The sequence below is a fragment of the Streptomyces toyocaensis genome (assembly GCF_000725125.1).
Lineage (GTDB): Bacteria > Actinomycetota > Actinomycetes > Streptomycetales > Streptomycetaceae > Streptomyces > Streptomyces toyocaensis.
On the sequence record NZ_JFCB01000025.1, the window covers coordinates 77,583 to 97,560 of the forward strand.

Sequence of the window (19,978 nt, forward strand, 5' to 3'; positions counted from 1 at the left end):
CTGGCATGCGTCGGCCGAACCACGAACGAGCTCGGCCGTCCACGGGGACGATCCATCACGTACGGGGGCCTGTCATGCATCCGATGGTCAAGCCCGCGCTCCGGCGCGGGTGGCGCGACCTCAACACCGTGCAGTTCGGGATGACGCCGGCGCACGCGCTCACCCTGGGCCCGACGGACACGGCCACGGGCAGCTTCCTCGAACTGCTCGACGGCACCCGCGGCCTCGATCTCCTGCGCGAGGAGGGACGGCGCATGGACCTGCCCGACGGCCATGTCGACCGGCTCGTGCGACGGCTCTCCCGGGCCGGACTCCTGGACGACTCACGGGGCGGCGGGCCGGACGCGGACGCCCTGCGCGAGAGGCCCGAGGTCGTGGACCGGCTCCGCGCGGACCTGGCGTCCCTCACCCTCACCACCTCGGAACCGGGCGAGCCGCTCCGCCGGCTGGCGGCGCGTCGCAGCATGCGGGTGCAGGTGAGAGGGGCCGGCCGGGTGGGCGCGCTGGTCGCGGCGGTGCTGTCCGGAGCCGGCGTGGGCGAGGTGGAGGTGCGCGATGTCGGCCGGGTCGAGCCGTGGGACGTCGCACCGGGCGGACTGCCCGCCGAGGCCGTCGGCGACCGCCGGGACGAGGCGGCCCGCCGCATCGTGCGGCGGGCCGCGCCGGACGGGCCCCGGCGCCGGACCGCCCGGTCGCCCCTCGACGAGCCCGGCCCCGGTTTCTCCCTGGTGGTCCTCGCCCCGCGGGACGACGTCGCCGTGCACGCTCCCGACCCGTCGGCCGCCGGGGCCCTTGTGTCCTCCGGCACACCTCATCTCTACGCCGGGGTGGTGGAGGGGACCGGTGTCGTCGGTCCGCTCGTCCTGCCCGGCGGTACGGGCTGTGCCGGCTGCCTCCAGCAGGACCGCGTCGACCGGGACCCGACCTGGCCGCGGCTCGTCGCCCAGTGGCGCTCCGGCCGGCAGCGCAGAGTGGGAGCGTGCGACCTGACCCTGGCCACGACGGTGGCGGGGCTGGCGGCCGCCCACGCGCTCGCCTTCCTGGACGGCCGGGTCCCGTCCACCGCCGGAGCACGCTGGGAGGTGTCCGCTCCCGGTCTGCACTGGCATGCGCGGCCCGTATGGCCGCATCCCGCCTGCCCGTGCGGGGCGGCCGGAAGACCCGCCGAGGAGGACACGGGACGGAGCCGGGAGAGAGGTAAGGGAGAACACACCCCCGGGGTCGGGGGATCGCACGACACAATGGCTGTGCAGGGGCCGTCGGATAGGTTGCGCCCACAGGCGGACACGGAGCGGCCGGCAGGTACTTGGAGGGCGCATGTCTGATCTTCCGCGGAAGGCGGTCACCCGGACCGCGAAGCTGGCCGCGCTCCCGCTCGGCTTCGCCGGGCGGGCGACCTGGGGACTCGGCAAGCGGATCGTGGGCGAGTCCGCGGAGATCGTCGGCCGTGAGCTTCAGCAGCGCACCGCCGATCAGCTCTTCAAGGTGCTCGGCGAGCTCAAGGGCGGCGCGATGAAGTTCGGCCAGGCCCTGTCGGTCTTCGAATCGGCCCTGCCGGAGGAGGTCGCCGGTCCCTACCGCGCGGCGCTGACCAAGCTCCAGGAGGCGGCCCCGCCGATGCCGACGCGCACCGTTCACACGGTGCTCCGGGAGCGGCTGGGCGACGACTGGCAGGAGCTTTTCCTGGAGTTCGAGGACAAGCCCGCCGCGGCCGCCTCGATCGGCCAGGTGCACCGGGCGGTGTGGCACGACGGCCGCGAAGTCGCGGTCAAGGTGCAGTACCCGGGGGCCGGCGAGGCCCTGCTCTCCGATCTGAACCAGCTGAGCCGTTTCGCCCGTCTGCTGGGTCCGCTCATTCCCGGCATGGACGTCAAGCCGCTGATCACCGAGCTCAAGGACCGTGTCTCGGAAGAGCTGGACTACGGTCTGGAGGCCCAGGCCCAGCGGGCCCACGCCGAGGAGTTCGACGGCGATCCCGACGTGGTCGTGCCGGACGTGGTGCACCAGTGCGAGCAGGTGCTGGTCACCGAGTGGATGGACGGCGTCCCGCTGTCGGAGATCATCTCGGACGGTACCGAGGCACAGCGCGACCGGGCCGGCCAGCTCCTGTCGCGCTTCCTGTTCTCCGGCCCCGCCCGTACCGGTCTGCTGCACGCCGACCCGCATCCGGGCAACTTCCGTCTGCTGCCCGGCGGACCGCGGGGTGAGGACGACTGGCGCCTAGGCGTGCTGGACTTCGGCACGGTGGACCGGCTCCCGGGCGGTCTGCCCGAGCCCATCGGCGAGGCCCTGCGCATGACGCTGGACGGCGAGGCGGAGGCCGTCTACGACATGCTCCGCACGGAGGGTTTCGTCAAGGAGTCCATAGAGCTCGACCCCGACGCCGTACTCGACTACCTCCTGCCGATCATCGAGCCGGCGCGGGCGGAGGAGTTCACCTTCACCCGCGGCTGGATGCGGAGCCAGGCGGGCCGGATCGCCGATCCCCGCTCCCCCGCCTACCAGCTGGCCAAGCAGCTCAACCTGCCCCCGGCCTATCTCCTGATTCACCGGGTGACCCTGAGCACGATCGGCGTGCTCTGTCAGCTGGGGGCGACGGTGCGGCTGCGGGAGGAACTGGAGGAGTGGCTGCCGGCGTTCGTCCCGGAGGACCTGGTGGAGGAGGAGCCGGCAGCGGAGGCGTGAACCTGCGGTTCCGGCTCCCCTGCGGGGCCGTCGTCGTCACCGGCACCGGAATGACGCGTCACCCGGCGACGACAACCCCCATCCGAACGGTCCGGCACAACGCGCCGCGGGGGCCGGTCCGTTCGCACGGACCGGCCCCCGCGGGAAGAGCCGGGCCCCCGGCTGTGGGAGGGCACCGTTTCAGGTGGGGTCGGTTACTGCATGACCGCCATGGCGAGCGCGCGGCGGGCGCGCCGGGAGGCGCGCTCGGCCCTGCGCTGCATCCGGCGCGCGGTCACCAGGCCCGCGGCCTGGCGCTCCCGTTGCGCCTCGTGCAGTCGCTCGCGCATTTGCGCACGAGCCAGGGCTTCTGGGATGAGTTGCATTTCTCGGGTCCTGTTCTGGCGCGAGTCGTTCGCACCACTGGTGGTGAAGTCTTCGGTCGCGGAGCCTGCGGGCTCGTGGGCGGACGGCATCATCGGGGCCTGCTTCTGGGGGTCGTGCGTGAGGGGGCGGTCGATCGTTCCTGGGGTGTTCATGCCGTGACTGGGTTCTTGCGCGGGCGGCCACGCGGCCGCTTCCGGGCGACGACAACTCCCTGGACGAACAGCTCGCCACCCCAGACGCCCCAAGGCTCACGCCGCTCCTTGGCGCCGGCGAGGCAGGCCTCGACCAGCGGGCAGGTGCGGCAGAGGGACTTGGCGTACTCGACGTCCGCGGGCGACTCGGCGAAGAAGACCTCCGGGTCGTAGGAGCGGCACGGGACGGGCACGCCGAGGTTCTCGATGGCGTCGTCGAGCGCGGTCAGCGCGGTGAGCGGAGTCAAGGTCGGGTCCTCCGTGGAGCCGGACTTGGGGATCGTGTCGGAAGGCGGTACGGACGGGGCGTGCGCTTCGAGTTGCACGGTTCGTCTTCCTCGTCTGGTCGTTTCCGGCCGGTTGGCCGGGTGGCGGCTGGTACCGGGTTCTTTCTTGTCCCGAGGCGCTTCGCTCTGCCTCCCCGTTCGGGGAAAACAGAAGGGCCGCGGATCCCGGGTGGGGTTCCGCGGCCCTGAAGGCGCCGGCCTGATCGCATCAGGCTGGATCACTCCAGGGTTCTGGCCCACGGAAGGCCCACATCAGGTGGTGCTGCGTCGTCTGCTTCCGGAATCCGGCACCGGCCGCGGCAAAGGCATAGGCCTGCGCCTGTGCCACTACTGCTTCCAGTGCCTCGGTCGGTCGCTCATCGCGCTCACGGACGGCAGGAGCCGCGGGAGCAAGGGCGGACACCCGGCGTGCGGCACGAATGCCGGACAGACCGGTGCCCTGGTTCGAGGCGCCGAGCATGCACAGGGAGACGGCCGAGCGATCGGTCAGTTTGACGACGGAGCTGGTGTTGATGCTGATCACTGGACTCGCCTCCTCTCGGCGTCTCGGGGGACTGGGGTGAACCAGTCCGCGGATATGCAAGTACAACACGGAATCGCGGCCTTCGAGAAGGCCGCCGTCCCCGTGCCTAAGAACCTATGGGGACTGCCGGGGCATGCGCAAACTATTTTTTCGACGAGTTCGCATCAGTCCGGATCCCGCTCATCGGCAACCTCGCGGCCTGCGCAGATGGCCAGAACTTCGGCCCCGTAGCGGCCCAGTTTGCGCATCCCCACCCCGGGGATGCGGGCGAGACCGTGCTCGTCGTCGGGGACCGTCTCCGCGATGGCGATCAGCGTCTTGTCGGTGAAGACGCAGAAGGCCGGCTGTCCGCTGCGCCGCGCCTGGTCGGCGCGCCACTCCCGCAGCCGCTCGTACAGACCCTCGTCCATGTCGGAGGGGCAGTCCTCGCAGCGCATCAGTTTCATCTCACCCGCGTCGGTCAGCGTGCGGCCGCACACCCGGCAGCGGGCGGGGCTGCGCCGGCCGCGCCTCGGGACGGGCGCGGCCGGGGCCGGGACCGCGCCGAAGGAACCGCGCTCCACACCTGCCCCGCCCCCCGCACCGCCGCGGCCCGTGGCGCCCGAACCGGGGCGCAGTCCGGTGAGGAAACGGCTGGGGCGGCGGTTCGGCCGGCCGCCGGGCGAGCGGGAGAGTGCCCAGGAGAGATGGAGGCGTTCCCGCGCGCGCGTGACCCCTACATAGAGGAGACGGCGCTCCTCCTCGATCTGCTCGTCCGTCTTTGCGTAGGTGATCGGCATCATGCCCTCGGCGACACCGACCAGGAAGACGACGTCCCACTCCAGCCCCTTCGCCGAGTGCAGCGAGGCGAGCGTGACACCCTGCACGGTCGGGGCGTGCTGCGCGCCGGCCCGCTCGTCGAGTTCGGCCACGAGGTCGGCGAGCGTCGCGCCGCCCCGGGCGGCGGCGAAGTCCTGGGCGAGATGCACCAGGGCGGCCAGCGACTCCCAGCGCTCCCGGACCGCGCCCGAGCCGGCCGGCGGCTGTGCCGTCCAGCCCTCGCCCGAGAGCACGGCGCGGACCTGCGAGGGCAGGTCGGGGGCGTCGTCGAGGAGCGCGTCGTTGCCGCCGAAGCGGGCCGCGGCGCGCAGGGCGACGATCGCCCTGCGCACCTCGGGGCGGTCGAAGAACCGCTCGGCACCCCGCAGCTGGTAGGGCACCCCGGCGTCGGCGAGGGCCTGCTCGTAGGTCTCGGACTGCGCGTTCGTGCGGAACAGGACGGCGATCTCGCCCGCCGGGACCCCCGCGTCGATCAGCTCACGGATGCGGCGCGCGGCGCCCTCGGCCTCGGCGGGCTCGTCGGTGTACTCGGTGAAGACCGGCTCGCTCCCCGCGGGGCGCTGCGAGATCAGTTCCAGCCGGTGATCGGCGGCGCGGCCGCGTGCCTGGGCGAGCAGCCCGTTCGCCAGACGGACGACCTGGGGGGTCGAGCGGTAGTCGCGGACCAGCTTGACGACGGTGGCTCCGGGGTGGCGGGCGCGGAAGTCGAGCAGATGGTCGGGGGTTGCTCCCGTGAACGAGTAGATGGTCTGGCTGGCGTCACCGACCACGCACAGGTTCTCCCGGTCGCCGAGCCACAGCTCCAGCAGGCGCTGCTGGAGCGGGCTGACGTCCTGGTACTCGTCGACGACGAAGTGCTGGTACTGGGCGCGGACCTGCTCGGCGATGTCCTGCCGGTCCTGGAGGACGGCGACCGTCAGCAGCAGCACGTCCTCGAAGTCGATGACGGCACGCTCCCGCTTCAGGTCCTCGTAGGCGGAGTAGAGCTGGGCGACCTCGGCGGGGTCGCGGGGGGTCTCCCGGCCGGCCTTGGCCGCGGCGGCCGCGTAGTCCGCCGGGACGGTCTGGGTGACCTTGGACCACTCGATCTCGGCGGTGACGTCCCGCAGCTCGCCCCGGTCGAGCCGGATCCGGCAGACCGCGGCCGCGTCGGCGACGAGCGGGACCTTGCGGTCGACGAGCCGGGGCAGCGAACCGCCGACCGCCTTGGGCCAGAAGTACTGGAGCTGGCGCAGCGCCGCGGAGTGGAAGGTGCGGGCCTGGACCCCGACGGCACCGAGCTGGCGCAGCCGGCCGCGCATCTCCCCGGCGGCCCGGTTGGTGAAGGTGACGGCGAGCACGCTGGAGGGCTGGAGGAGGCCGGCGCGCACCCCGTAGGCGATCCGGTGGGTGATCGCCCGGGTCTTGCCGGTACCGGCGCCCGCCAGCACGCACACCGGTCCGTGCAGGGCCGTGGCCACGGCCCGCTGCTCGGGGTCGAGCCCTTCGAGCACCGCGTCGGCCGAGTCCGGTACCCGCGGGAAGAGGGTGGAGTGCGTTGCTGCTGTCACACGGCCATGCTGCCAGGTCGCCGGAGACGGGTGAGCAGGTTGTCCACAGGGAGGGCCTCGCAGTCGTACTGATGCGGCAGGCATCACATCGGACCGCGGCCGCAACGGTCGCGGGAATGCCGGCGCTTTCAAGTACGTTCCTCCGTGACGAGGACTTCCCCGAGCCGCCGAAGGAGCGCGAGAGGCATGCAGGGCACTGTGACGATGTACAGCACCACGTGGTGCGGCTACTGCCGCCGGCTGAAGAGCCAGCTGGACCGTGAGGGCATCGCGTACACCGAGATCAACATCGAGCAGGACCCCGAGTCCGCCGCGTTCGTGGAGAAGGCGAACGGCGGGAACCAGACGGTTCCGACCGTCCTCTTCGCCGACGGCTCGACGCTCACCAACCCGTCGCTGGCACAGGTGAAGCAGAAGGTCGGCGTCTGAGCGGTACCCCGGAGCGGGGTGGCGGTCCCTGCCGGAGGGGACGGTCACCCCGCTTTTCCGTGCCGTGCGGGCGCCGGGTCAGAAGACGGCGCGGGTCGGCAGCTCCTTGCCGTACCAGCGCTCGATCAGGCGCGCCGCGATCGAGATGCCGTAGGGCGGCAGCACCTCCCCGGACGCGAAGGCGGCGTCGAGCTCGTCGCGGGAGAACCAGCGGGCCTCGTGGATCTCGTCGCCGTCGACGTCGATCTCGGTGGAGGTGGCGCGGGCGACGAAGCCCAGCATGAGGCTGGACGGGAAGGGCCAGGGCTGACTGGCGATGTACTCGACCTCGCCGACGCCGATGCCGACCTCCTCGTGGACCTCGCGGCGCACCGACTGCTCGATGGATTCGCCGGGCTCGACGAATCCGGCCAGCGTCGAGAAGCGCCCCTCGGGCCAGTGGACCTGGCGGCCGAGCAGGATGCGGTCCCGGTCGTCGACGACGGCCATGATCACCGCGGGGTCGGTGCGCGGGTAGTGCTCCGCGCCGCAGGCGGGGCAGCGGCGGATGTGGCCGGCGGCGGCGATGACGGTGCGCTCGCCGCAGCGGGAGCAGAAGCGGTGCAGCCGCTGCCAGTTCTCCAGGGCGACCGCGTGCACCATCAGTCCCGCCTCACGCGGTGACAGGAGCAGTCCCGCCTCGCGCAGGCCCGCCGGGCGGGCGGAGTCGTCCATGCGGCCGGGCAGGGAGTCCTTCTGGAGGGCGAAGTAGCTGACGCCGTCCTCGTCGGTCCCCAGGAAGTAGCGGTGTGCCTCGGTGAGCGGGGCCTCGAAGGACGGGGTCATGACGAGTTCGGTCCGCCCGTCCGCCGTCTCGTCGATGAGGACCTGGCCGCCGGAGACCACGAAGCAGCGGGTCGAGGGGTGGCTCCACGCCGCCGCGAGCCATGCCTCGTCGAGCCGGTGGTGGGCGGCGCGGTCGATGCCGCTCGGGGCGGTGAGCGAGATGGGGCGGTCGGCGGTGTGGTCGGTCCAGGTGGTCACGGGTGCTTCCAACTCCCCCGGTGGAACGGATTGGGTCGGCGGGCGGTTCGGCGGGACTGCGGCAGGAGGGACCGGATCCGGCGGAGCGCGGCGGGTCCTTCCAGTGTGCCCCGCGCGGGCGTCGGGTCCGTACGGCGTGGGGCGGTCAGGGGGCGTGCCGCCAGTGCTCGGCGAGGTCGCCCCACAGGTGGGCGCTGGTCTCGACGCCCTTGAGGAGCAGATCCAGGTCGATCTTCTCGTTGGGGGCGTGCCAGCCGTCGGACGGGACGGAGATGCCGAGGAAGAGGACCGGTGCGCCGAGGACGTCCTGGAGGTCGGCGGCCGGGCCGGAGCCCCCCTCGCGCGTGAACAGGACGGGCCGGTCGAAGGCGCGGCCCATCGCCCGGACCAGGCACTGCAGGGCCGGGTGGTCCAGCGGCGTCAGACAGGGACGGGTCGCGGGACGGAAGACGAGTTCGTGGCGGATGCCGTCGGGGACCTGCCCGGGTACCCAGGCGCGGACGGCCTGCGCCACGTGCTCCGGGTCCTGTCCCGCGACCAGCCGGAAGGACAGCTTCACCATGGCGGAGGAGGGGATGACCGTCTTGCTGCCGGGGCCCTGGTAGCCGCCGCCGATGCCGTTGACCTCGGCGGTGGGGCGTGCCCAGACGCGTTCCAGGGTGCTGTACCCGGCCTCGCCCCGGGTGCCGTGCGACGTGGCGGTGCGCAGCCACTGCTCCTCGTCGAAGGGCAGCTCGGCGAAGAGTTCGCGTTCCCGGTCGGTGAGCTCGACGACACCGTCGTAGAAACCGGGGATCGCCACACGCGCGTGCTCGTCGTGCAGGGCCGCCACCAGGCGGGCGGCCGCGGTGGCGGGGTTGGGCACCGCGCCGCCGAACGAGCCGGAGTGGATGTCCTGGTCGGGGCCGTACAGCCGGATCTCGCACTCGGCGAGGCCGCGCATGCCGGTGCACACGGTGGGGGTGTCCTCGGACCACATGCCGGTGTCGGACACGACGACGGCGTCGGCGGCGAGCCGGTCCGCGTGCTGTTCGACGAGCTCCCGGAAGTGCGGGGACCCGGACTCCTCCTCGCCCTCGATCAGCAGCTTCAGGTGGACGGCCGGGGCGGTGCGGCCGGTGGCGGCGAGGTGGGCGCGGACGCCGAGGGTGTGGAAGAAGACCTGGCCCTTGTCGTCCGCCGCGCCACGGGCGTAGAGGCGGTTGTCGCGGACGACGGGTTCGAAGGGCTCGCTGTCCCAGCCGTCCTCGCGGGCGGCGGGCTGGACGTCGTGGTGGCCGTAGACCAGTACGGTGGGCGCCCCGGGGTCGGCGGAGGGCCACTCGGCGTAGACGGCCGGGGCGCCGGGGGTGTCCCACACCTCGGCGGTGGGGAAGCCCGTCTCCTGGAGTTTCGCGGCGAGCCAGTCGGCGCTGCGGCGCACGTCGGGCGCGTGGTCGGGCTGGGCCGAGACGGACGGGATGCGCAGCCACTCGGTGAGGTCGTCGAGGAAGGCGACGCGGTGCTGCTCGATGTACGTACGGACGGCGCTGACGGCACTGTCAACGGGCTGACTCATGCCGTCGAGCCTATCGGCCCGCGCCGGTGTCCTCGGAGTGCGGTATCTCACCGGACGGCTCCTCGAGCAGCAGCCGTTCCAGCTCCGCGCGTCCGGGCAGGGAGCCGGGGCGGGCCACCTCCCCGGTGCGCACGTACAGGAACGCGGCCGTGACGGATTCCGGCGGAACGCCCTGCTGCTCGGCCCAGGCGAGCCGGTAGACGGCGAGCTGGAGCGGGTCGCCGGTGCGGTCGCGTCCGGTCTTCCAGTCGACGATCTCGTACGTCGCCCCGTCCCCGTCGTCGTTCCGGTAGACGGCGTCGATGCGGCCGCGGACGACGCGCCCGGCGATCGTCAGCTGGAAGGGCGCCTCCACGCGGTGGGGCGTCCGGTGGGCGTACTCGGTGCGTTCGAAGGCCTCCTTGAGCGCCTCCAGGTCGCGCTCGTCCTCGATCTCGGCGTCGCTGCCGGGCAGCTCCTCCGGGTCGAGCATGGGCAGCGTCAGCGCCTCGAAGCGTGCCTCGACCCAGGCGTGGAAGCGGGTGCCGCGGCGCGCCGCGGGCTGCGGGGGGCGGGGCATGGGGCGGGCCAGTTCCCGGGCGAAGCCGTCCGGGTCCTCGGCCAGGCGGAGCAGCTGGGAGGCGGTGAGCGTCGCGGGCAGCCGGACCTCGGTGACGCTCGCGCGGGTGCGCAGCAGCTCTCCGGTCAGGGCGTCGAGGTCGCGGTCCCAGGAGGCGACGGTGCGGGCCTCCTCGGGGGTGAGCCGGGGTGTTCCGGGTTCACGCGGCGGGCGGGACCGCTCCCCTGTGCGGGGGTGTGCGGCGGCCTCGGGTGCCGTGGCCTGGTGCGGGACGGTGGGGCGGTCGGTGGTCCAGGAGTCCCAGTCGTCCGGGTCGGCGTCCGCGAAGGGGTGCTCCTCGGGAAAGGGTTCCTCGTCGGGGAGGGGCTCCTCGTCGTCGGGCGGCGGCGGCCAGTCCGGGTCGTCGAAGGTGTCCGGGTCGTGTACGGCGGCGGCGGTGCGGGCGGCGAGGCCGTCCAGGTGGGCGAGGACGGTCCCCGCGGCCGCGCGCCGGCGGGCGAGGGCGTCGTCGTCCAGCGGCAGGGGCCACACCTGGTCGTCGGTGGCCCGGTGCAGCGCGGGGTTCTCCTCGTCGTCGGCGGGCTCGTCCGCCCACGCCTCGATCTCGCCGTACCCGGCGGCGCAGTGCTCGTAGAGGGCGCGGAGGAAGTCGGAGGGGCCGCGCGGTCTCTTCTGGCTGGGTCCCCACCAGTGCCCGGAGCCGAGCAGGAGGGAGCGGGGGCGGGTGAAGGTGACGTAGCCGAGGCGCAGTTCCTCGGTGTGCTGGTGTTCCTTCATGGCCTCGTGGAAGGCCTTCAGACCCCGGGAGTCCCAGGACATGACGTCCGGCAGGGTGTCGGCGTCGCCGCGCAGTGCGTGCGGCAGCACCTTGCCCTGAGCGGTCCACTTCTCGCGGCCCTGGCTGCTGGGGAAGGTGCCGGTGACCAGGCCGGGAACGGCGACGACGTCCCATTCGAGGCCCTTCGACCTGTGGGCGGTGAGCACCTTGACGGTGTTCTCGCCGCCGGGCAGCGCGTTGTCCAGGCCCTTTTCGTACTGGGCGGCGGTACGCAGGAAGCCGAGGAAGGCGAGCAGGGTGGCCTCGCCGTCGCCGGCGGCGAAGGATGCGGCGACGTCGAGGAAGTTCGACAGGGTTTCCCGGCGCCTGGCGGCCAGGGCCCGCGGGGACGCGGAGAGCTCGACCTCCAGGCCGGTGACGGCGAGGACACGGTGCAGGACGTCCATGAGGGGGTCGGCCAGGGAGCGGCGCAGGTCGCGCAGTTCGGCCGCCAGGCGGGCGAAGCGCACCCGAGCGTCGGGGGAGAAGGGCAGGCCGTCGTCGTCACCGCGGCCGTCCAGCGGTGTCTCCAGGAACGTGTCGAGGGCGTCGGCGAGCGACACCACCTCGGCCGGGTCGACGCCCTCGACGGCTTCGGCGAGCCGCCGGTCGGGGTCGTCGTCGTCCGCGCGCGTGTGGGCGACGAGCCGTCGGGCGCGGCGCCCCAGCAGGGCGAGGTCGCGGGGGCCGATGCGCCAGCGCGGGCCGGTCAGCAGGCGTACCAGGGAGGCGTTGGCCCCCGGGTCCTGGAGGACCTCGCAGACGGCGACGAGGTCGGCGATCTCGGGCAGGTGCAGCAGCCCCGACAGGCCGACGACCTCGACGGGGACGTCCCGGGCGACCATGGCGCCCTGGATCTCGGCGAAGTCGCCGGCCGTGCGGCACAGGACGGCGATCTCGCCGGGTGCCTTGCCGGTGCGCACGAGGTGGGCGATGGAGTCGGCGATCCAGCCGATCTCCTCGGCGTGGGTGGACAGCAGCGCGCAGCGGACGGTGCCGTCACGTTCGGCGCCCGGGGCCGGGCGCAGTGCCTCCACTCCCGCGTGCATGGCGCGCAGCGGCTCGGCGAGGCCGTTGGCGAGGTCCAGCAGGCGTCCGCCGCTGCGGCGGTTCTCGCTGAGCGACTGGCGGGTGGCGGGACGGCCGTCGGCGCGGGGGAAGTGCTCGGGGAAGTCGTCGAGGTTGGCGACGGAGGCGCCGCGCCAGCCGTAGATCGCCTGGCAGGGGTCGCCGACGGCGGTCACCGGGTGGCCGGTGCCGTCGCCGAACAGCCCGGCCAGCAGGACCCGCTGGGCGACGGAGGTGTCCTGGTACTCGTCGAGGAGGACCACGCGGAACTCGTCGCGCAGGACGCGGCCCACCTCGGGGAGGGCGGCGAGCCGGGCGGACAGGGCGATCTGGTCGCCGAAGTCGAGCAGGTCGCGCTCGCGTTTGGCGGCCCGGTAGCGCTGGACGAGTCCGGCGAGTTCCCGGCGCGCGGCGGCCGCCTCGGGCACCTTGCGCAGGTCGGCGTTGCTGAGCCGGGTGTTCTCCAGGGTGCGCAGCAGCCCGGTGTCGTGGGCGCGCACGTCCTCGGGCCCGACGAGGTGCTCGGCGAGCTCGGCGTCGAGGGTGAGGAGGTCGGCGACCAGGTCGGGGAAGGAACGGGTGAGCGCCGGGTAGGGCCCGGGGGCCTCGCGCAGGACGCGTGCGGCGAGCTGGTAGCGGGTGGCGTCGGCGAGCAGCCGGGAGGCCGGTTCGAGGCCGATGCGCAGTCCGTGGTCGGTCAGCAGACGGCCCGCGAAGGCGTGGTAGGTGGAGATCACCGGCTCGCCCGGCGGGTTGTCCGGGTCGATGACGTCGGGGTCGGTGACACCCGCCTTGACCAGTGCCTTGCGGACGCGTTCGGCGAGTTCCGCGGCGGCCTTGTTGGTGAAGGTGAGGCCGAGCACCTGCTCGGGGGCGACCTGTCCGGTGCCGACCAGCCACACCACGCGTGCCGCCATCACGGTCGTCTTGCCCGACCCGGCTCCGGCCACGATGACCTGCGGGGCGGGCGGCGCGGTGATGCAGGCCGTCTGCTCCGGGGTGAACGGGATGCCGAGGAGCTCCTTGAGCTGCTCGGGATCGGTGATGCGGGCGGGCACACGCAGAATGTAGCGGCGCGCACTGACAGCGAAGGCCCTCAGCGCGTTCCGGACGGGAAGAAGCGCAGGTCGGCGCGGGTGGTGCGATGCGTCACGCCGGTCACTCGACGACGTGCCTGCCCTCGGGACGGGCGCCGCACGAGGCGCGGAACGCGCAGTGGGCGCAGTGCTGGCCCGCGGTCGGGGTGAACCGTTCGTCGAGGACCTTGCCGGCGGCCGTGGCCAGCAGATCACCGACCCACTCGCCCTCCGGCGGTTTCTGGGCCTGGACCTTGGGCAGGGTCTCGCCGCCGTCCCGCTGGGCGGCCCCCTGGCGGAGCTGGACGAGCTCGGCACCGCCCGGTTCGGGGCGCACCCCGTCGAAGGCCCCGTCGACGGCGCCCTCGCGGACGGCGAGCTGGTAGACGGCGAGCTGGGGGTGGCGCTCCACCTCCTTGGCGCTGGGCGCCTGCTTGCCGGTCTTGAAGTCGACGACGTACGCGCGTCCCTCGCCGTCGGCCTCGACGCGGTCCATCTGGCCGCGGACGCGCACCTCGTAGTCGCCCGCTTCGAGGGTGACGTCGAAGTCGTGCTCGCTCGCCACCGGAGTACGTCCGGTGCGGTCCATGACGTGCCACTTCAGGAAGCGCTCGAGCGCCACGCGCGCGTTCTCCTTCTCCTGCGCCGACTTCCACGGAGCGTCGAAGGCGAGCGCGTTCCACACGGAGTCAAGGCGCTCCATGAGGACGTCGAGATCGGCCGGGGTGCGGCCGGAGGCCACCTCGTCGGCCAGGACGTGCACCACGTTCCCGAAGCCCTGGGCGGCGGTCGCGGGCGCGTCGGCCTTCACCTCGCGGCCGAGGAACCACTGCAGGGCGCAGGTGTTGGCGAGCTGGTCGAGGGCGCTGCCGGAGAGCACGACGGGCTGGTCGCGACTGCGCAGCGGCACCTTGCTCTCCGTCGGTTCGAACATGCCCCACCAGCGGTAGGGGTGCGCGGACGGCACCAGTGGGCGGCCGTCCTCGTCGGCGAGCGCCGCGAGGCGGGCCAGCCGCTGGGCGGCGGCCTCCCGGAGGGTGTCGGAGACCCGGGGGTCGACCGTCGTGGCGCGCAGTTCGGCGACGAGCGCGGCGACGGACAGCGGGCGGCGCGGGCGCCCGGTGACGTCCTTGGGCTCGACGCCCAGTTCGGCCAGGAAGCGGGAGGGCTGGTCGCCGTCGTCGGCGGGCGCCTTCACTGCCGTCACGACGAGCCGTTCACGCGCGCGCGTGGCGGCGACGTAGAACAGGCGGCGTTCCTCGGCGAGCAGCGCTCCCGGAGTGAGGGGTTCGGCGAGTCCGTCGCGGCCGATGCGGTCGGCCTCCAGCAGGGAACCTCGGCGGCGCAGGTCCGGCCACAGGCCTTCCTGGACGCCGGCCACGACGACCAGGCGCCACTCCAGACCCTTGGAGCGGTGCGCGGTCATCAGGCGCACGGCGTCGGGGCGGGCGGCCCGCCGGGTGAGGGTGTCGGCGGCGATGTCCTCGGCCTCGATCTCCTCCAGGAAGTTCAGGGCGCCGCGGCCGCCGGTGCGCTCCTCCGCGCGGGCGGCGGTCGCGAACAGGGCGCACACGGCGTCGAGGTCCCGGTCGGCGTTGCGCCCGGCCGCGCCGCCGCGCCGGGCGGAGCGCTCGAGGCGCCGGGGCCACGGGGTGCCGTCCCACAGGTCCCACAGGGCCTCCTCGGCCGTGCCGCCGCCCGCCAGACGCTCGCGGGCCCGGCGCAGCAGGACGCCGAGCCGCTGGGCGCCCCGCGCGTGGACGGGGTCGTGCACGGCGAGCCGCTCCGGTTCGGCGAGCGCTCGTGCGAGCAGTTCGTCCGAGGGCGGCGGCAGCGGGTTGCCCGCGGCCCGCTCCTCCTCGCGCAGGGCCCGTCCGAGGCGCCGCAGGTCGGCGGCGTCCATGCCGGCGAGGGGGGAGGTGAGCAGGGTGAGGGCGGTCTCGGTGTCGAGCCAGCACGTCCGCGCGTGAGCGCCGGTCGCCGTCTCCGACTCGCCTTCCCGCTCTTCCGCCTCCGCCGCGGCCACCGCGCGCAGGGCCGTCAGCAGCGGGGCCACCGCCGGTTCGTGGCGCAGGGGCAGGTCGTCACCGTCGACGTCCACGGGCACGCCCGCCGACGTGAGCGCGCGGCGGACGGCGGGGAGGGTGCGGGAGCCGGCCCGCACCAGTACGGCCATGTCGCTCCAGGGAACCCCGTCCTCCAGGTGCGCCCTGCGCAGGATGTCGGCGACGTTGTCCAGTTCCGTGCCGGGCGTCGGGTAGGTGTACACCTCGACCCGGCCGCCGTCCCGCACGGGAGTCAGCTCGCGGTGGGCGCGGACCTTCTCGGCGGGGAGCCGGGGCAGCGGCATGCGCCGGGTCAGCAGCCGGGTGGCCGCCAGCAGGGCGGCACCGGAGCGCCGCGAGGTGCGCAGCACCTCGACCGGGGCCGGGCGGCCGTCCGCCCGGGCGAAGGCGTGCGGGAACTCCAGGATGCCGCCCACGTCAGCGCCCCGGAAGGCGTAGATCGACTGGTCGGGGTCGCCGAAGGCGACGAGGGTGCGCCCGCCCGCCAGGGCGTGCAGCAGCCGCACCTGGGCCGGGTCGGTGTCCTGGTACTCGTCGACGTAGACGGCGTCGTACCGTCCGGCGAGCTGCCCGGCGGTCTCCGGGCGGCCGGCCAGGAGCACCGCGCGGTGGACGAGTTCGGCGTAGTCGAGCACGCCCTGCAGGTCGAGGACGTCGAGGTACTCGGCGAGGAAGGCGGAGGCGGCACGCCAGTCGGGGCGGCCCGTGCGGCGGGCGAAGGCGTCCAGGTCGTCGGGGCCGAGGCCCAGCTCGCGGCTGCGGGCGAGCACCGCGCGGACCTCGTCGGCGAAGCCGCGGGTGGTCAGGCAGGCACGCAGTTCGTCCGGCCAGCGCACATGCGCCAGTCCGAGCCGCTCCAGGTCCACCTGGCCGGCGAGCAGTTCGCGGACGGTGACGTCCTGCTCGGGACCCGACAGCAGTCGGAGCGGTTCCACGAAGAGGTCGCTGTCCTGGTGGGCGCGGACCAGGGCGTAGCAGAACGAGTGGAAGGTGGTGGCCTGCGGGGCGTGTGCGGCTCCGATGCGCAGGGCCATGCGGTCGCGCAGCTCGACGGCGGCCCTGCGGCTGAAGGTCAGCACCAGGATGCGCCCCGGGTCCCCGCCGCGGGCGATCCGCGCGGCCACGGACTCGACGAGCGTGGTGGTCTTGCCGGTGCCCGGACCTGCGAGAACGAGCAGCGGGCCGGTCGTGTGCTCAACCACGGAGCGTTGTGCGGCGTCCATCCGTGGGGGATTCACGCGGGCCGGCGGGGTACGCACCAGTCGATAAGCGCCACGGGTCCCCCGCCGCACCGGGGGGTGCGACAGGCCGCTGGTGGAGGAAGAGGAGCTCACGTGGTTCGCCGGTCCTGGTGGGTGTGCTGTGGGGCTGTTAGCCGTGCGTGCGGGGCGGTGGGCGGGGGGTGAAGGGGGCACGCGCAGCCGACGCTACGCCCGGGAAAAGGACGGAAGCAGGTCTTCCGCTTCTTCCCTCCGGGCACCCGTGGCGCACATGCCCCTTGCCTCACGAACGTACGTCATGGCACGGATGTGCCCTCTTTCACCCCGAGGGGTCACCTGTCACACGGCGACGCGCGCGATGGCGGAAGCTGTCAGGTGTGACCCTCGGTGTGCCCGCCGCCGTCCCACCGCGCACCTCCGATGTCGAGGCGCGGCAGGTGGCCCTCCGCGGCCCGGCTCGCCTCCTTCAGCGGCGTGCCCTCCGCGCGGTAGTGGCCGAGGGCTCTCAATTCGTGGCCGGGCAGCAGCACACCGTCCGCGCGGACGACGCGCCACCACGGGACGGCTCCGCCGTACAGGGCCATCACGCGGCCGACCTGCCGGGGGCCGCCCTCCCCCAGCCACTCGGCCACGTCCCCGTACGTCATGACACGTCCCGGCGGGATCAGCTCGGCCACCTCGAGGACCCGCTCGGCGTATTCGGGCAGGGCGTCCGGGTGCTCCGGGGGGCTGCCGGACGGAAGGCTCTCCTGGCTCATCCGTCCCATCCTGCCCCACCCCACCGACAACGCGAGGCGCTCGCCCGCCTGCGGACGGCTCGCCCCGGAGCAGCGCCTCGGGCAGACTGTGCCGGCCCGCTTTTCGACCCTGATGCCCCCTTGTGCCGGAACGGCATGCCACCATCGTGCGGGCGGTGACCGGTGATACGAGATCGAGAAGAGACGATGAAGCAGCAGGGTGCGCACCCCGAGGACACGGAGGGCACCCCTGGCGCATCGTCGCGCCCGGACACCGGGGACCGCCACTCCACGCGGGCCGAGACGGCGCACATCGACGAGGTGGAGGGCGACGAGCCCCTCCTCCCCGCGCGGGTGCACCGCCCGTCCGATCTCATGCGGCTCCTGGGTGGCGTCCTCGCCGTCGTGCTGCTGCTGGCGATCGCCGCGTTCGCCCACGGGACCACCTCGGGGCTGGAACAGGACATCAACAAGGGCACCGGGCAGGCGCCCGACCTGCTCATCAAGATCGCGGGCCTCGCCTCCAGCATCGCGATCCTCCTGGTTCCGGTCGCCTTCGCCATCGAGCGACTGATCAAACGGGACGGACTGCGGATCGCCGACGGTGTGCTCGCCGCCGTCCTCGCACACGGTGTGACACTCGCCACCGACCTGTGGGTGGCACGTGCCGCTCCGGACTCGATCCAGGACGCGCTCACCCAGCCGTCCCCCGGTGACATCCACGCCCTCACCGATCCGGTGCACGGCTATCTGGCCCCGGTCATCGCGTACATGACTGCCGTCGGCATGTCCCGCAGGCCCCGGTGGCGCGCGGTGCTGTGGGTCGTACTGCTCCTCGACGCCTTCTCGATGCTGGTCACCGGGTACACGACACCGTTCTCGATCATCCTCACGGTGCTGATCGGCTGGACCGTCGCCTACGGCACCCTCTACGCGGTGGGGTCGCCCAACGTGCGCCCCACCGGACGCACCCTGATGGCGGGCCTGCGCACCGTCGGCTTCCGCCCCGTGACCGCCTCCCGCGACGAGGCGCCGGAGACCCCCGAGACCGGCGACCGCGGGCGCCGGTACTTCGTCACCCTGGAGGACGGTCCCCCGCTGGACGTCACGGTGGTCGACCGCGAGCAGCAGGCACAGGGGTTCTTCTACCGCGCGTGGCGCAATCTGGCCCTGCGCGGCTTCGCCACCCGCAGCAGTCTGCAGTCCCTGCGCCAGGCGCTGGAACAGGAGGCGCTGCTGGCGTACGCCGCCATCGGGGCCGGCGCCAACGCGCCCAAGCTGATCGCGACCTCCGAGCTCGGTCCCGACGCGGTGATGCTCGTCTACGAGCACACCGGCGGGCGCACCCTCGACTCGCTGCAGGACGAGGAGATCACCGACGAACTGCTGCGTGACACCTGGCACCAGGTACGGGCCCTGCAGTCCCGCCGCATCGCGCACCGCAGGCTGGTGGGAGACGCCGTCCTGGTGGACCGTTCAGGCACGGTGATCCTCACCGATCTGCGCGGGGGCGAGATCGCCGCGGGCGATCTGCTGCTGCGCATGGACGTCTCGCAGCTGCTGGTGACGCTGGGCCTCAGGGTGGGCGCCGAACGCGCGGTGGCCTCCGCGCTGAGCGTCCTCGGACCCGACGCCGTCGCGGACTGCCTGCCGATGCTCCAGCCGATCGCGCTGAGCCGCTCCACGCGCGGCACGCTGCGCAAGCTGGCCCGGGAGCGTGCGGAGCGCGAGCGCGAGGCGGTCCTCGAGGCGTCCCGGAACGCGAGGCCCGCCCGCGCGGAGCACGACGCCGACGACACCCGCGTGCCGCTCGGGAAGACCGGCAAGCACGAGAAGACCGGCAAGAAGGCCGTACGCGCGGAGCAGCGGGCCGAGAAGCGGGCCATCGACGAGGCCCTGGAGGAGGCGCGCGAGGAGGACCTGCTCACCCAGATCCGTCACGAGGTGCTGCGGATCAGGCCGCAGGCCCCGGTCGAGCCGGCCCGCCTGGAGCGGGTGCGCCCGCGGACGCTGATCAGCCTCATCGCCGGCGCGATCGGCGCGTACTTCCTCCTCACGCAGCTCACCCACATCGAGTTCGGCCCGCTCATCGCGAACGCGGAGTGGGGCTGGGTGGCCGCGGCGGTGCTGTTCTCGGCGGCCAGTTATGTCGCCGCGGCGATGGCCCTGCTCGGGTTCGTGCCCGAGCGGGTGCCCTTCCTGCGCACCGTGGCGGCGCAGGTCGCCGGGTCGTTCGTGAAGATCGTCGCGCCGGCGGCGGTGGGCGGTGTCGCCCTGAACACGCGCTTCCTCCAGCGCGCGGGGGTGCGCCCCGGGCTCGCGGTGGCGAGCGTCGGCGCGTCGCAGCTCTTCGGGCTCGGCTGCCACATCCTGATGCTGCTGGCGTTCGGCTATCTGACCGGTACCGAGAAGACGCCCTCCCTCTCGCCGTCCCGCACGGTCATCGGCGGCCTGCTGACGGTGGCGGTGCTGGTGCTCGTGGTGACCTCGGTGCCCTTCCTGCGGAAGTTCGTCGTCACGCGCGTGCGGTCGCTCTTCGCGGGCGTCGTGCCGCGCATGCTCGACGTTTTGCAGCGCCCCCAGAAGCTGGTCACCGGCATCGGCGGCATGTTGCTGCTGACGGCCTGCTTCGTGATGTGCCTGGACGCCTCGATCCGGGCGTTCGGCGACGAGACGACATCGGTCAGCATCGCCAGCGTCGCCGTCGTCTTCCTGGCCGGCAACGCGCTGGGATCGGCGGCGCCGACACCCGGCGGTGTGGGCGCGGTCGAGGCGACCCTGACGGTCGGCCTGATCGCCGTCGGGCTTCCCAAGGAGGTCGCCGCGCCGGCGGTGCTCCTCTTCCGGCTGCTGACGCTGTGGCTGCCGGTGCTGCCCGGGTGGCTCGCCTTCAACCACCTCACGCGCAAGGCGGCCCTGTAGACGGGCAGCTCCGTGGGCGCGGGGCCCCTACCTCGTACGGCCCGCGCCCCGCGCGTCCCGCCCCGGGCAAGCCCACGATGGG

General features: G+C 73.4%; 13 protein-coding genes. 4 read left to right on the top strand and 9 right to left on the bottom strand.

Annotated elements, in window-relative coordinates; genetic code table 11:
* Positions 1-74 precede the first annotated feature (74 nt).
* Entirely contained in the window at positions 75-1,325 is a 1,251-nt protein-coding gene (locus BU52_RS23940; RefSeq protein WP_037937840.1) for a TOMM precursor leader peptide-binding protein, read from the top strand.
* Positions 1,318-2,685 (top strand): ABC1 kinase family protein, encoded by a 1,368-nt coding sequence (locus BU52_RS23945; RefSeq protein WP_037937842.1) that lies wholly within the window; start codon positions 1,318-1,320, stop codon positions 2,683-2,685. Before BU52_RS23940 ends, BU52_RS23945 begins: the two co-directional genes overlap by 8 nt.
* Positions 2,686-2,879: 194 nt before the next feature.
* Here BU52_RS23945 and BU52_RS23950 read toward each other — a convergent pair whose 3' ends face one another.
* The 4 genes from BU52_RS23950 to BU52_RS23960 all read right to left on the bottom strand — a co-directional run bounded on the left by BU52_RS23950 (position 2,880) and on the right by BU52_RS23960 (position 6,505).
* On the bottom strand, positions 2,880-3,203 hold the full coding sequence (locus tag BU52_RS23950) for a hypothetical protein (protein ID WP_037937844.1): 324 nt from the start codon (positions 3,201-3,203) through the stop codon (positions 2,880-2,882).
* A complete protein-coding gene (locus BU52_RS23955; RefSeq protein ID WP_037937846.1) occupies positions 3,200-3,568 on the bottom strand; it encodes a WhiB family transcriptional regulator in 369 nt (122 codons plus the stop codon). Before BU52_RS23955 ends, BU52_RS23950 begins: the two co-directional genes overlap by 4 nt.
* A 169-nt stretch (positions 3,569-3,737) precedes the next feature.
* Positions 3,738-4,052, bottom strand: coding sequence for a hypothetical protein (locus tag BU52_RS33995; RefSeq protein WP_078903423.1), 315 nt, complete (start codon positions 4,050-4,052; stop codon positions 3,738-3,740).
* Positions 4,053-4,216: 164 nt separating this feature from the next.
* Positions 4,217-6,505, bottom strand: coding sequence for an ATP-dependent DNA helicase UvrD2 (locus BU52_RS23960; protein WP_078903425.1), 2,289 nt, complete (start codon positions 6,503-6,505; stop codon positions 4,217-4,219).
* 102 nt (positions 6,506-6,607) lie between these two features.
* Between BU52_RS23960 and BU52_RS23965 the strand changes: the two genes are divergently transcribed.
* On the top strand, positions 6,608-6,850 hold the full coding sequence (locus BU52_RS23965; protein WP_037937849.1) for a mycoredoxin: 243 nt from the start codon (positions 6,608-6,610) through the stop codon (positions 6,848-6,850).
* Between the two features lie 78 nt (positions 6,851-6,928).
* On the opposite strand, the gene nudC is transcribed toward BU52_RS23965, so the two are convergent.
* The 5 genes from nudC to BU52_RS23990 all read right to left on the bottom strand — a co-directional run bounded on the left by nudC (position 6,929) and on the right by BU52_RS23990 (position 16,995).
* Positions 6,929-7,873: an NAD(+) diphosphatase gene (nudC, locus tag BU52_RS23970; protein WP_037937851.1), complete on the bottom strand. Its 945-nt coding sequence runs from the start codon at positions 7,871-7,873 to the stop codon at positions 6,929-6,931.
* A 145-nt stretch (positions 7,874-8,018) separates the two neighbouring features.
* Positions 8,019-9,431 (bottom strand): dipeptidase, encoded by a 1,413-nt coding sequence (locus tag BU52_RS23975; protein WP_037937853.1) that lies wholly within the window; start codon positions 9,429-9,431, stop codon positions 8,019-8,021.
* A 10-nt stretch (positions 9,432-9,441) separates the two neighbouring features.
* Positions 9,442-12,933 carry an ATP-dependent helicase gene (locus BU52_RS23980; protein WP_037937855.1) on the bottom strand — a complete coding sequence of 1,164 codons (3,492 nt, stop codon included), beginning with the start codon at positions 12,931-12,933 and terminating at the stop codon, positions 9,442-9,444.
* Between the two features lie 100 nt (positions 12,934-13,033).
* Positions 13,034-16,351: an ATP-dependent helicase gene (locus BU52_RS23985; protein ID WP_078903424.1), complete on the bottom strand. Its 3,318-nt coding sequence runs from the start codon at positions 16,349-16,351 to the stop codon at positions 13,034-13,036.
* Positions 16,352-16,608: 257 nt separating this feature from the next.
* Entirely contained in the window at positions 16,609-16,995 is a 387-nt protein-coding gene (locus BU52_RS23990) for an MGMT family protein (protein WP_037937857.1), read from the bottom strand.
* 186 nt (positions 16,996-17,181) lie between these two features.
* On the opposite strand from BU52_RS23990, the gene BU52_RS23995 reads away from it, so the two are divergent.
* Positions 17,182-19,896, top strand: coding sequence for a lysylphosphatidylglycerol synthase transmembrane domain-containing protein (locus BU52_RS23995; protein WP_037937860.1), 2,715 nt, complete (start codon positions 17,182-17,184; stop codon positions 19,894-19,896).
* The last annotated feature ends 82 nt before the right edge of the window (positions 19,897-19,978 follow it).

Excerpts from the sequence above, each read along its gene's own strand:
- BU52_RS23940 (WP_037937840.1), top strand. The coding sequence starts at position 75 with ATGCATCCGATGGTCAAGCCCGCGCTCCGGCGCGGGTGGCGCGACCTC.
- BU52_RS23945 (WP_037937842.1), top strand. The coding sequence starts at position 1,318 with ATGTCTGATCTTCCGCGGAAGGCGGTCACCCGGACCGCGAAGCTGGCC.
- BU52_RS23950 (WP_037937844.1), bottom strand. The coding sequence starts at position 3,203 with ATGAACACCCCAGGAACGATCGACCGCCCCCTCACGCACGACCCCCAG.
- BU52_RS23960 (WP_078903425.1), bottom strand. The coding sequence starts at position 6,505 with ATGCCTGCCGCATCAGTACGACTGCGAGGCCCTCCCTGTGGACAACCT.
- BU52_RS23965 (WP_037937849.1), top strand. The coding sequence starts at position 6,608 with ATGCAGGGCACTGTGACGATGTACAGCACCACGTGGTGCGGCTACTGC.
- BU52_RS23975 (WP_037937853.1), bottom strand. The coding sequence starts at position 9,431 with ATGAGTCAGCCCGTTGACAGTGCCGTCAGCGCCGTCCGTACGTACATC.
- BU52_RS23990 (WP_037937857.1), bottom strand. The coding sequence starts at position 16,995 with ATGAGCCAGGAGAGCCTTCCGTCCGGCAGCCCCCCGGAGCACCCGGAC.
- BU52_RS23995 (WP_037937860.1), top strand. The coding sequence starts at position 17,182 with ATGAAGCAGCAGGGTGCGCACCCCGAGGACACGGAGGGCACCCCTGGC.